Here is a 12,924-nt window from a genome sequence, read left to right as displayed (position 1 = left end):
CAACGTCGGCCTACTCGATTCCAGTCAATCGATCACTCGGGAAGGTACGCCCTTCGCGTCCAACCTAGAGCCGATCCACAGGTCTTGAGCATTGCCCCTCGGTCAGTTCGAACATCGTCCAACGCCTTTGGCCGGGGGTTTTGAACCGCTTCTCGCGCGGTGGGGTGTGTGTTGATCCAGGTGAGGCCGCCGAGGTCGAGGTGGTGGCGGGCGCGGGTGACGGCGACGTAGGCGAGGCGGGCGTCGGTGTCGCTGACGGGTTCGGGGACGGGGTGTCCTTGGGCGTCGTGCTGGTCGGTGTCCTTGGGCGGTGGGAAGTCGTTGCCGATCTGGACGGTGGGCCATTCGCGGCCTTTGGCGGTGTGGGCGGTGGAGACGGTGACGTCGGCGTGGGTCTCGTCGGTGAGTTGGTCGACGGCGGTGAGGATGGCGTCGGGGCCGTGGGCGTCGACGAGGTCGACGAAGGGCTGCAGATCGCGTCCGGCGGGGTCGTATGCGGCGTAGTCCTGCAGCTCGCCCCAGGAGGCGAAGAGGACGAGTTCGGGGTGGGAGGTGCGGCGGCCGTCCTTGAGGTCGCGGGCCGCGCGGGCGAGTGCGGCCAGCTGCTGGCCTCCGCGGGTGAGGGAGACGCGGTGGCCGGCGGCGAGCAGGCGCATGACTTCGGCCATGGCGCCGATGTTGGTGCGGCACAGCACCGCATCGGGATGGTCAAGACCGCCGACGCCGGTCGCGATGGTGTCGGTGCCGGTCAGCCGGATGGGGGCGTCGGCGAGGGTGAGCCACCGGTTGGCTTCCTCGGCGATCAGCGGGCCGAAGCGGAAGGAACGCGTCAGGGTGAGGGGAGTGGCGTCGAAGCCGGTCATCACGTCGCGGGCGCCGCGCCAGCCGTAGATGGCCTGGGCGGAGTCGCCGACCATCACGAGTTGGGCGTGGCGGCGCTGGGTGGCGAAGACTTCCTCGAGGACGGGGTTGGTGTCCTGGGCTTCGTCGAGGAAGAGGAAGTCGGCTTCGAGTCTCGGCTCGGTCAGGGCCCACATCTTCAGGTAGTGGTCGTGTTCGAAGCGGACCACACCTCGTTCCGGGTTGTGCAGGTCGGTCCAGGCCTTGAGGGCGAATGGCAGGATTTCGTGGGCGAGTTGAGCGTGCTCGCCGGGCGTGTTCAGGCCGCGCAGGCAGGGCACGTGGTGGCGGGCCAGGGTGCGGTCGGCGGAGTGGCAGTAGCGGGTCACGGTGCGCAGCACGGTGTGGGAGAGCGCCCTGGGGCTGATCTCGTGATCGCCGATGCGGACCGGTCGGGTGACGCCGAGTGCTTGGCCGGTCTTCCAGGCGGGCTGGCGGGGGCTGTTGAGCCGGCTGGTGTAGCGGTGGCCGAGAGTGGCGTAGGCAGTGGCGTGGGCGGTCTTGCACACCACGGTGCGGGGGAAGCGGGCGGCGGCATCCCGTGCGATGTCCTTGTTGAAGGCGAGGTAGCGGCCGCGGCTGAGGGTGCTGGCGGCGAGCAGGCCGAGCGTGCTTGTCTTCCCCGTTCCGGCGCCGGCCTGCAGGACGAGATGGTGACCGGCCCGGAAGGCGTCGACGGCGTGGACCTGTTCGTCGGTGGGCGTGTGCAACAAGGGCTCCGTGAAAGAGAAAGAGGGACAGAAGGGGCGGGGGCGCCTGCAGCTGCCATGGCGGGATGCTGCCTGGCACAGCGCCTTACGGCGCTGTGGGCGTGTGATGCCGGCGGTCGTGCAGGAGACCGGCCAGGCAGATCAGGGCTTCTTCGGGTCTGTGGTGGGGCGAGCAGGCTCGTGAGCCGCTCTTCGAGTCGCCGGGCCCGTTCCTGCTCATCCCGGGCGAGGAGCGCGGCCGCGCGCTGGCGGAGCACGTCTTGGGGCCGCTGTCCCAGGATTGGTGCGGCCTGGCGCAGGGCTGCGTCGGCGGTGTGGCTGAGGGAGACGTTGAGCAGGACCTGGCCCGTGCCGGTCCGGGTAGGGCGTGGTCGGGACGTCGGTCGGCAATCGCGGACCCAGCGGGCGCCGCAGAGTGTGCAGGGTGCCACCGGGACGTCGTGCGCTGTGGACCGGCGTCAGCCGGGTGCGGTCGTGTTCGCGGCCAGGGGCGCGCCGCAGCGCGCATGCCGGAGTTCGCCGTGGTGGTGGGTCTGGTCAGGGTACTCGTGACGGCGTGGTGCGGCTTCACGGCCGGGCCGCCTGTCGCGCGCGGCCGGCAGGCCCGGGGCGCCGGGCGGGGGCGGGCAGGCGGGATTGGATGTGTTCGTGGTGGCGGAGAGGGTCGAAGGGCTCCCAGTCGGCCACCGCCAGGTCGGCGGCCGTGGGCGTGGCGGCATGCTGTGGGCAGCGCTGGGCGCGCCAGCGCAGCTGCTCGGCGTAGGGGGCGCTGCTGAGGTTGTAGACCGCCATGACGTCGGCGGGCAGGGTCAGTTGGCCGCTTGTCGCGGTGGCGGGCATCAGCGTCCAGGTGCCGGCCGGGGCGTCGGAGGTGAGCAGCGGGCTGGTGCAGCGGTGGCGGCGCCGGGTCTGGGCGACGCACTGGATTTCATCCACCGGGCGGGAGGCGAGATAGCGGACGTACAGCAGCTGCACGATGGGCCGGGCCGGGCGGCAGACGGCCGGCTGGGGTGCCGGGCTGTCCGGCGAGGCCGGGGGAGGGGCGAAGACGCCGGCGTCGATCAGGCGGCGGGAATGCACGGCCAGAGACCGGCGAAGCCCGGCCAGCTCGGAGGGTGTCGGGGGTGTGTCTCGGGCGGGACAGACGACGGCGTGCGGCAGACGGCACCAGTTGCTGCCGTCCCCGGCCGGGTGGGCAACGCCGGAGCTGACATGCCAGCGGCAGGCTGAGGGCACCCGGGCGGCAGGCAGTTCGTGCGGATGAAGACGGACCGGCCGGCGGTTGCTGCGGTGGTACCACTCGATCCGGTTGCCGCAGTCGCGGCACCGGTCGCTTTGGCCGCATCGCAGCAGCCGGCTGCCGCCGTCGGGGGTGATCTGCAGGGAGCGGCGCGCGCGGTGGGCGCGGACGGGGTTGCCGTCCCAGTGGCGGGAGGCGGGGGGTGTGGAGCGCATGCGCGCGAACCTGCCAGCCAACACGCCGCATCCGCGGCTGCGGTGGGGCCGGATCACCCGCCCGGCCGCATGCGATGCGACCGGAGTACGAATGAACGGTCGCGCGTTCGAGGTGGTCTCGCCGGTTTGAGTGATCCGTGGCGGCCGCTCGGGCGGGGCGTCAGTCCTCGCTAGGCCCCGGCAGGTCGTGCCCACGGCACAGTGTGCCGAAGAGCTCGTCGAACGGGGTGCCCAGGGCGTGGGCGAGAGCGTGCCAGGTCTTCAGCGTGCCGATGGTGCGGCCCTGCTCGATCTCGATGACGGTGCGTCTGGCCAGGCCGCTGCGGGCGGCGAGCTCGTCATAGCTCCACCCGCGCACGGCCCGCAGACGCGCGAGTTCCAACCGCAGCGCGTCGAGGTCCGGATCGGGCGGCAAGATCGTCACCCGTCCATCCGACGGTGCAGACCCCTGCCCTGTCAGTGCAGACCTCTGCCCTATTTTCCCACGTGGTGGCAGCCGTGGAGGGCAGAGGTCTGCACTACGGTGGGCGGCCGCCCCACAACCAAGGACGGGGGCCGGCGCGGAAGTAACGGGAGGAACACGCGCCCATGAGGCTGCGCACAGCATGTCCGGCACCGCCACGCGCCTGGACCGTGGAACTACGCTCGCACCCCGGCGGGCTCGTCCTCGCATGCCAGCACTGTCCACACGGCACCACACCCATCACCGCAGCCTCCGCCCGCTCGGCTGCCCTGGCCCACCTCGCCCGGCATGCGCGCGGCGACCTCCGTCCCCCGCACCTGCGGATCTGTCAATGCCACGAACGCGGCTGCCACTGGCACCCCCGCCACCGCGGCTGCGCCGGCCCCATCCGCCTCCTCCTTGCATGCGAACGCGGCGGACGGCTGTGGCGGCTCGCCGACGCCTGCAGCGCCTGCTCCGCAGCGACAGCACAGGCCGCCGTCGTACCCGACACCGCCCTTGCCCGCGCACCTCTGCAGCCGAGCTCCGCCCGGCGACGCGGCAGGCGCTGCCCCAAGGGGCCGGGTGAACGGGTCCGGGTCCGCGAGATGCTCAGCTACCTCGCTGCCGCGCTCCCGGAGGGCACCTCGGTCGCCGCGCGCCTGCTGGCGCTGCAGTGCGCGCTCCGCATGAACACCAGAATGCAGGTCCGGCTGCCCAGGGGCGTGTTGTGCAGCCTCTGCCTCAACACCGCCTCGGATTCATGGCACGAGTTGGAGCAGGCGCGATGGCTGCGCACGGCCCCTGGAAACGCATGCAACGAGATCACTGCTGAACTACTCGATGTCACCCTGCTCGGCCAGGCCCCAGCACGCCCCGACCGAAGACATGCCGCGGACTGGGCACTGCGCGCCGGCTCCTCCTCTGCAGCAGGGGCAACCGGACCGCTGCCCCGACTGGCGAGCGTGTACCTCGCAGCGCACACGGACCCGGAAGCCGGCAGTGGCCTGGGCGAGCTCGACCAGATGGCGCGCGCCTGCGGTACCCGGCCCGCGGAACTGCCCAGCACGCTTGACCAACTGACAGCGACAGGACTGCTGGGGTCCTGGAAGGCCTGCCCGGGCTCGGGAGATCTGCACTGGGCCCTCGCACACGGCACCGGTATCCGCGCCGGCGATCGCCAGCGGGAAGCGGCCCGAGGAAACCCGGTGGGGTAGGCCGGTGCCCCTGAACGCGCGACGGCGGCTGCGACGGACCGGGCTCCGCGTCATGTGGCCGTCACGCGTATCCGTCAATGTCTCGGCGTAGGGGGCCGGTTCTGGATTGGCGACCGGCCTGATCGAATTGCTTGCCACGGATCGTTCGACGGCGACGGCCGGTGGGGAATGGAGGCCAGCCTTCCGAGCGCTCCTGGTGCGCCGTGTGTGCTTCTTCCACGCCCTGCGTGCGCTCCAACTCCCTCTGTCTGAAGGTGCCTTGGGCTTCATACGTTGGCCTGTTCGCCTCAAGCGGGGCGGGCTCCGGTGAATCGCCCCGCGGTGCCGCGGGGCGAACTTGGTGCGGTAGAAGTTCCGCCAGGTGGTAGTCGGCCCGCTGCATGTCACGTAGAAGCTGTTGATGGTTGCGTGCTGTCGGCTTCTTGGCTGTTCGCGTCGCTCTCGGCCGGGTCGGTGGAGTGGTGTTGCTGGAGGGTGGTGGGGACGTCGCCGATGAGGTTGATGGTGGTGATGTGGGGGCGGGAACCGAGGCCGTTGAGGGCGAGGATCGAGGCGATTCCCCAGACGAGGGCGGTGAGGCCGGCCGCTGTGGGGCGGGTGATGGCGGGTGTGCCGGCCCATGTCATCCAGACTGTTGATGCTCCCCACAGTGCCCAGGTCAGGCGTGCGGCGAAGGCGCGGGTTGCCTCGGACAGCAGGGCGATGGCGATGTCGCCTGCCAGCCACAGCGCGTGGGCAGCCGACGGCGTGAGCGGCAGCCCGTCGGCGTGGGTGTTCAGGAAACGGGTGACGGGCTGATTGATGGTGGCCCACACGTCACCCGCATGCTCTGGCAGGGGGCTGAAGAACTGTTGGAGGACCGCGCTGATCGGGCCGACCGCGACCGGCGCGGCGACCTCGCCCGGGCCGCGCACAACACGGTCATTGCCGTTGCCGGACCGCTCGTCCGAGCCTGACCTGCCGGAGCGGTTGCCCTCGTAGCGGCATGATCGCACAATTTATGTTCGCCATCCGTACGCATTTGGTACGCGATCTGTACGGTTCGCGCTATGCTTGAGAGACAGGAGGTGCCCATGTCCGAGTTGTTCGACCGGATCGACGCGCTGGTTGCGTCCCGGTCTCCGCTGCCGCCGCCGGCGGAGCGTAAGCGGCTGCGCACCGCGCACGGCCTGACCTTGGATGAGGTGGCCGAAGCCCTGGAGGTGCGTCGGGCGACCGTCAGCGGCTGGGAGTCCAGCACCAAGGCGACCGAGCCGCGGGGCAAGGAGCGCGAGGCATACGCCCGTCTGCTCAAGCAGCTCGCGGAGCTCTACCCCTCTGATGCCAACGCCGCAACGCCCGTACAGGACACGGCCGTTCCCACGACATTCACGAGCGCCCCCGCCTCGGCTCCGGAAACGCGGACCCTGTCCACGGCTCCGGCCTCCGAGGCCGCGACCACGACTGATTCCGAGGACACCCCCTCCCGTCCCGCCGACAACACCGCCGCTCCGACTGTCGAGTCGCATCCGGCCCGCACCCCCAGGCCATCGCCGACGTCACGCCGCCCGGCCGCGCGGAGGGCCGCCCCGGCGAACACCCCGGCCGATGGCACGGACCCGCGCTTCGCCAACGGTCCGCTCGCGGTCGTCGACGTCGACGCCGACGGCCAGGTCCTTGCGTACTGCGTCGGCGGCCTGATCCTGGACGTGCCCGCCAAGTCGGTTCCGTCCCTGGTCGATTGGACCCTGAAGGAGGCCAGGCTCGGGCAGCCGAAGCTGTCCGGGCCGGGCAAGGACGCCGACCCACTGCTCGTACTCACCCAGTCCGCGCTGGAGCGCTACGGCCTGCCGGTCGCCCTCACCGAACAAGAGCGGCTCGCCGGGCGGCTCCCGGAGGGCCACAAGGTCATCAAGCAGCTGGTGCGCGCGGAATGGAAGCTGACCAAGCGCGGGTTCGGGCCGTGGGCGCGGATCTACCGCCCGGCCACGGGTTCGGAGCGGGCCTGTGTCCAGCTGTGCATCCCGTCGTGGCACGCGCTCGACACCCGCCACTGGGGCGAGGCCGGGCAGCTCCCGCCGGCTGAGCTCGCCCGGCTGATGGGCGTGTTCGCGTCCCGGGTGATGACGCCGCGCGGGTCCACCGCCGTCACCGGCCTGGAGCTGATGACCGCGCTGCACCCGCCGACCCGCGCCTCCGAGCCCGACGCCGACGGCAAGCGGCACTCCGAGCACAACCCCGGCAGTCTGGGCAAGGACCCGATGGACTGCGCGCCGTGCGAGGCCCCTGACGGGCACCCGCTCCTGGCGGACCTGCCGCGCTTCCACATCCGCGGCCCCGGCGAGAAGCTGTTCGAGGAGGCCTACGACTGGGCGCGCCCGCTCACCGACGGCGAATGCACCCTCCGGCACCTGGTGGGCATCGACGTGAACATGGCCTTCGCGGCGGGCGCCAACGGGCTGACCGTCGGCCTCGGCGAGCCGGTGAACGTCACGAACCCGGTGTTCGACCAGAAGCTCCCGGGAAGCTGGCTGGTCGACCTGTCCCACGTCGACCTGTCGAGGGTGAAGGTCGCCAAGGACAAGTGGGCGGACCTGGACGGCTCGCTGCTGCCCAGCCCGTTCACGCCGAAGGGCGAGCGCCCCGAGGGGCCGGCCTGGTACGCGACGCCCACCGTGGCGTACGCGGTGGAGCTGGGCTACGACGTCGCGCCGATCGAGGCGTGGGTGCGGCCGACCCTGCGCCAGGCCGAGGCGTTGGGCATTGTCGTCACGCAGGCAGACCGGGAGGCGTACCGCTACGACAACGGCCGCTACCTGGACGGCTGGTACAACCGGCTGCGCGACGCCTTCCTCGCCACGATGGCCGACCTCGGTGTCGACGCGGACCTGTCGCCAGCTGACTTCCTGGCGGCGATGGACGGCTACCGCAGCCGTGACCCCGAGCTGGCGATCGTGGTGTCCGGGGTCAAGGCGACGGTCAAGGGCGGCCTGGGCAAGCTGCGCGAGCGGCCCCGGGGCGAGGGCTGGCGGCCCGGCGAGCCGTGGCGGGCGCTGTCCCGGCCCACCTGGCGGCCGGACATCCGCGCGGCGGTCATCTCCCGCACCCGGATCAACCTGCACCGGAAGATCGTCAAGCATGCGGCGGTCGGCCAGTACCCGGTGGCGATCCTCTCCGACTGCGTCGTGTACGCGGTCGACGGGGAGAGCCCGCTGGACTTCCTGTACCGGGAGGGCAAGCCGCTGCCGGGAGGCTTCAAGCTCGGCATCAACCCGGGCCTGGTGAAGTGGGAGGGCACCCAGAGCGTGCTGTGGGGCGAGGGTGTGCGGGAGCAGTTTCAGGCCCCCGAGCTCAACCTCGCCCGGTACATCAAGGACGGCACCGTCACCGACGTCGACAACGGAGAGTAGGAGCGGGCGATGAGCGTGTTCGGGGACGGCCTGGACGCCGCGGTGCAGAAGGCGTTCACCCGCCCGGCGCCCAAGAGCGCGGGCGCGCAGATGCGCTACCTGGTCAAGCAGCTCAAGGGCACCAAGGCGGTCGCCCAGATGCTGCGGATCTCCCAGCGCACCGTGGAACGGTACGTGAAGGACCAGATCAAGAAGCCCCGCGCCGACCTCGCCGCCCGCCTGGAGCGCGAGGTGAAGACCCGGTGGCAGCCGCAGATCCGCGCCCAGGCACGGCAGAAGGCGGCGAGTACCGGCGGCATCGTCATCGACACCCGCGCCCGCCTCGGCTACACCGCGCCGATCGGGACGACGGACCAGGACCGCATCCGGCACCTGACCGTCGCCCTGCAGCCCCGCTACGCCGCCCGCCTCTTCGACGCCCAAGAGGCCGGCGCCACCGACCAGGAGCTGCGGGAGATCGCGGCCGACGCGCTCAAGGAGGTGTACTTCCAGGACGGCGGCCGCCGCGCCGGAAGCCTGGAAGAGGTCCGGTTCACGGACATCGAGCACCTGGAGTTCGATCTGTAGCAGCCGCCCCCGAACAGCCTGCGGGATGAGTGTGATTGAGCCTTGTTTGACGGATGAGCTCTTGAGTTGGCGGCGTTCCTCGGTAGAGTGGGTTTGAGGCGATCATCTTCGGGATGGGCCGGTTCACCACCGGAGTCGTCACTGTGCGGGAGATACCGGTTCGAGCCCGGTCCGTGGACATTTTCGGTCCACCAGTAGCTCAATGGCAGAGCGCCCGCGTCTAACGAATGGCGTCTCGGCCCGTACGCAGTTCGTCGGGTGTCATCCCCAGCGGGCGGTAGTACGTGATGGCGTGCCCCTGCAGCCGTTGCAGAGCCCGCTCCTGGCCCGCGTGGGGTTGGTTGTTCTCGTCCACCACCGTCCTGCCCGGCGTCTTGCTGTTGAAGCGCCTCCGTCCGTGCCGCGAACCCTCCCGGTAGTCAAAGGCGATGACTTGTGCCCACTGCTCCCGCGTGAGATGCCGCCCGATTCGTGCGTTGATTTCGTGGGCCGACTCCTTCGTCACCGCAAGCGTGGCCATGACCTCAGGCCAGCGGAGGTCCGGCAGCGCACCGACCCTCGCGTACGTGAACGGGCGTCTGGCCAGCGCCTCCCAGCGGGTCTTTGCCGCCTTGGGAAGGCCGCTCCATGCCTGGATCAGCTTGTCGTCGACCTTGCCTGCGCCGTGCATGATGGTGTTCCGCAGCTTTACGCAGAACTTCATGAGATGGTCCGCCGTTGTCTCCGGCTCCCCGAACCTGACCGTCTTCGCCAAGAGCGGCACATCCCACCATTCAGCCGGTTTGTTGTGCGGCCTGATGAGGCCCTGGAAACGCTGGCACTCGATTACCGTGCCGACGCACAACTCGATGTGTAGGGCCACGACTTGCGGTATGGCCAAGAACGCCATGTCTTCTGTCGCCGTCTTGAAGATCCGTTTCGCGTCTGTCGCCGTCACGTTCAGCCGCTCGGCTTGCGTCACCCCAGCGAGCACTGCGCCCGCTGTACCAGCCGGATGCGTAGACCGGGCCATCTCCTGCTCCGCGAGGCTGGCACCGATAGCCAGTGCCACGATGCTGTTATTTGACCGCTCTTGCATCGTCTGCCACGCCCGAAACGCAGGATATTGGATCAACGCGGTTCCTTTCACAGTAGATCACCTATCCGGACAAGGTAGATGCCGCGGCCATGCTCGAAGCCTTTGAGGACCGGATCGAGTCCGGCGGCGGCACCACACAGCGAACACAGCCGAACGCCCTGCTGCGTCCAGCGCCCGCTCCCAGGTCAGTGCCGCGCTCCGGCCGACGCCACCGACCAGCAGCTCCAGGAGATCGCGGCCGAAACGCTCAAGGAGGAGTACTTCCAGGACGGCGGCCGCCGCGCCGGAAGCCTGGAGGAGGTCCGGTTCACGGACATCGAGCACCTCGAGTTCGACCTGTAGAGGCTGACCCCCGAACAGCCCGCGAGCCCGGACCAGTAAGCCGTAGCACGGTAGTTGTCACCGGGGATGCGCGATATCTGTCACCAGCAGGGCGCAATGGAGGATCGGTGTCACCCGCTCCGGTGCTCCACCAGACGCCTGAGCTGCCCAGCAGCCCGGCGGATAGAAACTGTGTCCGAACCCGTGCGCCGGGCCATGACAGAAGTCGCTTCAACCGGTCACAGACCGGGGACGTCCCTGACCTTCTTGAGCACGGAGCCGAACGCGTCCACCACGGCGTTGTGCCGCCTCGCGTCCGCCGCCCGGTCCGCCGGCACCAGCCGCGCGGCGGCCTGCACGGCGTAGGCGTCCGGATCGCCGAAAGCGGTCAGCGGGTGCTCTCCCGTATCCGCGCAATGCACCGTGACATCCTTGATCGCCTGGAGCACGACTGCCCGGTCCACGCCCGGCTGCATGGCCAGCCGCACCTGGAAACGCGCCATCCACTTTTCGCTGTCCTTCTCCCGCGCCGCATCCGTCGTCTTGTCCTTCTTCGCCACGTGCTCTCCTAGGTGTCGGCAGTCGTCCGTCATCGAGTTGGACGCCGGGGCATCGACGTGGGTTGCGGAAGCGAGGCGGAAGGTGTTCACCCGGCTGGGCCGAATCCGTGAAGGGCCGGCTGTTTACGCAGGCGTCGTCGTGTCCGACGCGGCACGCGCGGCCGGTACCACGGCGTCCGGCTGCGCGGCGGCGAGCGCCTGGCCGACGAAGTCCCGTACGAGCGCCGCGGTCTCGGGCACCGTGACGTTCTTCGTCCACGTCTCGCTGTGCCCCCACCAGCATTCCAGCTCGAAGCGGTGCGCGCCGTGGGCGAGTTTCACGTGTGGTGGCAGTGGGGTCTGACATCGCCTGCCACGAGCCCGAACGCAGGTTTGCTTTTCCGGGCTTTCGTTCGAAAACGGTGCAGCCTGATGTGGATGCGCCGCTTGGTGCCGACCTCGATCCGCAGGGGATGGCAGGTGCGCGGAATCAGCCGGCCCCTGGTTCCATGGCGCCCTGCCACCAGGGCGATCGGAGGAGCTGCGTGGAAGAGATCCAGGTGCACTGCGCGAGGTGCGGAAGCAACGACACCATCATGGAGCCGGGCGAAGGCGACGTGAGGCGCGGCCGGTGCCTGCGATGCGACAAGGACTTCCAGGCCACGCCGTGCCCGGTCTGCGGGAGTTACCGTATCGAAGGCTCCTACGGCATCTCCGGGATCCGCTTCACGACGCTGCCCCAGAACGTCGAATGCGAGGACTGCCGCAGCGAAATCCCAGCGCGTGATCCCGGCCCCGGAGGGCCGTCCGGGCACTCGTAGATACTGGCCGACATGGCAGATGGCTTCGATCCGCAGCAGGACGTCACCTGCCGAGCGCCGGTCGGTTCCGTCGACCTCAAGGCGTTCGACGACGACGGCAACTCGTACGAGATCCATGCGTGCCACGACTGTCTGCCGTGGCACGCGGAGGTCGTGGTCGTTGCCGGGGAAGTCCTCGTCAGGGAGTGGCACGCCGTCGGACGTCCGCAGTTCCAGGAGCTCATCCGGGACTGAGGCAGGAGTTCACCACTCAGGGCCGGGACGCATCCCCGATGGGTGATGATGTTGTGGTGAGTCTGGACCTGAGCAACTACGAACTCCTGTGGCCTGCACCGCTGTTCGTGTCCGAGGGTGAGCGCGTGCTCCGGTCCGCGGGCTCCTGGCAGGACCGGGCGATATGGCTCATGACGGAGGCCCTGACCGGCACGACCGCAGTCGCCGACTTCGAGGACCTGCCCAATCACACCGCGCCGACAGCCGATCCCTGGGCAACCACTGCCACCGGCTGGGGTACCAAGCGGGCCGTGATGGACCAGCATGACTGGTTCACGGAGCTCATCAACCGGGGGACCGAGCTCAGGCACGCGGCCGCGCCCCGGCCGTACTGGCCGCAGCGCCGCGGCAACGGACTCGCCCACGACGGCAGTACCGCGCGGGACACCCGACGTGACTTCGCGCGGCTCATCGGCGAGTTCGCCGACAACGGCTACCTGGTGGAGATGTTCGGCGAGGAATGTGTCGACGACCCGAACGACCTGCCGGACGCCTCCGAGGTGATCGACCGGCGCCTCGGCATCCCTCACCTGTGGCCCCTGGCCCCTGAGGCGTGGGATGAGGACACCTTCTATGGACTGATCGAGGTGTTCCACGACCTGGTGAGCCGCCCCCGTATGCGGCGTTACCACTCCTACAGCGGCTGCGGCTGGCACCACTCGGAGTTCCACAACGGCCCGGCACGCGTCCTGTACCGGTGGAAGGTCAACCAGCTGTTGCGCGAGGCCGGCATCGAGTACGAACTGGCCGCCGAAGGCGAGGACCTCGGGCGTCTGGTCGCCGTCACCGACGACGCCCGAAGCCAGCTCGTACACCGTGCCCTCAACGACAGCCCACCCGACATCGTCGCCGGCGTTCGCCACGCCATCGCGCTCTTCCGAGGACGTGACACGTCGGCCGAGAGCAAGAGATCGGCAATCTTCAACCTCGCGCGCATCCTTGAGGAACGCCGGGCCCTGATCAAGGAGCACCTCGGGAAGGACGAAGGCGCCTTGTTCGAGATCGCCAACCGCTTCGACCTGCGCCACCGCAAGGCCGACCAGCGCGGTGACTACGACGAAGCGTTCCTCGACTGGATCTTCTGGTGGTATCTGGCCACGGTGGAGCTGACGACCCGGCTTATCGCATCGCGCAACCTGACCACCGAAACCGGCGGCTGACCCGCTCGCTTTCCTATTCTGTTTGGCGCGGGACTTTTCGTTCTGCCGGACA

At 69.6% G+C, this 12,924-nt stretch carries 12 protein-coding genes and 1 pseudogene; 6 read left to right on the top strand and 7 right to left on the bottom strand.

What is annotated here, in order from left to right:
- Window positions 1-32: 32 nt before the first annotated feature.
- The 3 genes from IG08_RS0147920 to IG08_RS0147910 form a co-directional block, all read right to left on the bottom strand.
- Window positions 33-1,610, bottom strand: a complete 1,578-nt coding sequence (locus tag IG08_RS0147920) for a UvrD-helicase domain-containing protein (protein ID WP_078656036.1) — start codon at window positions 1,608-1,610, stop codon at window positions 33-35.
- A gap of 567 nt (window positions 1,611-2,177) precedes the next feature.
- Window positions 2,178-3,065, bottom strand: coding sequence for a DUF6083 domain-containing protein (locus IG08_RS0147915; protein WP_030619371.1), 888 nt, complete (start codon window positions 3,063-3,065; stop codon window positions 2,178-2,180).
- Between the two features lie 160 nt (window positions 3,066-3,225).
- Window positions 3,226-3,489: a helix-turn-helix transcriptional regulator gene (locus tag IG08_RS0147910; protein WP_030619368.1), complete on the bottom strand. Its 264-nt coding sequence runs from the start codon at window positions 3,487-3,489 to the stop codon at window positions 3,226-3,228.
- Between the two features lie 164 nt (window positions 3,490-3,653).
- Here IG08_RS0147910 and IG08_RS58225 point away from each other — a divergent pair, with 164 nt between their 5' ends.
- On the top strand, window positions 3,654-4,724 hold the full coding sequence (locus IG08_RS58225; protein ID WP_078656035.1) for a hypothetical protein: 1,071 nt from the start codon (window positions 3,654-3,656) through the stop codon (window positions 4,722-4,724).
- A gap of 383 nt (window positions 4,725-5,107) precedes the next feature.
- Here the strand turns inward: IG08_RS58225 and IG08_RS56240 are convergent, their stop codons facing one another.
- Window positions 5,108-5,638, bottom strand: coding sequence for a hypothetical protein (locus IG08_RS56240; protein WP_030619365.1), 531 nt, complete (start codon window positions 5,636-5,638; stop codon window positions 5,108-5,110).
- Between the two features lie 159 nt (window positions 5,639-5,797).
- Between IG08_RS56240 and tap the strand changes: the two genes are divergently transcribed.
- Together tap and tpg are read left to right on the top strand one after the other, a co-directional pair.
- Window positions 5,798-8,113 carry a telomere-associated protein Tap gene (tap, locus tag IG08_RS0147895; protein WP_030619362.1) on the top strand — a complete coding sequence of 772 codons (2,316 nt, stop codon included), beginning with the start codon at window positions 5,798-5,800 and terminating at the stop codon, window positions 8,111-8,113.
- A 9-nt stretch (window positions 8,114-8,122) separates the two neighbouring features.
- A complete protein-coding gene (gene tpg, locus IG08_RS0147890; RefSeq protein ID WP_030619360.1) occupies window positions 8,123-8,680 on the top strand; it encodes a telomere-protecting terminal protein Tpg in 558 nt (185 codons plus the stop codon).
- 220 nt (window positions 8,681-8,900) lie between these two features.
- Here tpg and IG08_RS0147885 read toward each other — a convergent pair whose 3' ends face one another.
- The gene (locus IG08_RS0147885; protein ID WP_158812377.1) at window positions 8,901-9,809 is read right to left on the bottom strand and encodes a hypothetical protein; all 909 of its coding nucleotides are present in this window, start codon (window positions 9,807-9,809) and stop codon (window positions 8,901-8,903) included.
- Between the two features lie 150 nt (window positions 9,810-9,959).
- Here IG08_RS0147885 and IG08_RS55180 point away from each other — a divergent pair.
- A pseudogene (locus IG08_RS55180) lies at window positions 9,960-10,100 on the top strand (telomere-protecting terminal protein Tpg); the annotation flags it as partial.
- A gap of 218 nt (window positions 10,101-10,318) precedes the next feature.
- On the opposite strand, the gene IG08_RS0147875 reads toward IG08_RS55180, so the two are convergent.
- Together IG08_RS0147875 and IG08_RS0147870 are read right to left on the bottom strand one after the other, a co-directional pair.
- Window positions 10,319-10,639, bottom strand: a complete 321-nt coding sequence (locus tag IG08_RS0147875; protein ID WP_030619351.1) for a hypothetical protein — start codon at window positions 10,637-10,639, stop codon at window positions 10,319-10,321.
- A 123-nt stretch (window positions 10,640-10,762) separates the two neighbouring features.
- A complete protein-coding gene (locus IG08_RS0147870; RefSeq protein WP_030619348.1) occupies window positions 10,763-10,960 on the bottom strand; it encodes a hypothetical protein in 198 nt (65 codons plus the stop codon).
- A 491-nt stretch (window positions 10,961-11,451) separates the two neighbouring features.
- On the opposite strand from IG08_RS0147870, the gene IG08_RS0147860 reads away from it, so the two are divergent.
- On the top strand, window positions 11,452-11,673 hold the full coding sequence (locus IG08_RS0147860) for a hypothetical protein (protein WP_030619342.1): 222 nt from the start codon (window positions 11,452-11,454) through the stop codon (window positions 11,671-11,673).
- A gap of 56 nt (window positions 11,674-11,729) precedes the next feature.
- Complete coding sequence (locus IG08_RS0147855) at window positions 11,730-12,872, top strand: hypothetical protein (protein WP_338060191.1); 1,143 nt, start codon at window positions 11,730-11,732, stop codon at window positions 12,870-12,872.
- Window positions 12,873-12,924 lie beyond the last annotated feature (52 nt).

Source organism: Streptomyces fulvoviolaceus (assembly GCF_000718165.1).
In the GTDB taxonomy this organism is placed as follows: domain Bacteria; phylum Actinomycetota; class Actinomycetes; order Streptomycetales; family Streptomycetaceae; genus Streptomyces; species Streptomyces fulvoviolaceus.
The sequence above is the reverse complement of the archived record's forward strand: the minus strand, read 5'-3'. Positions and strand labels throughout refer to the sequence as shown.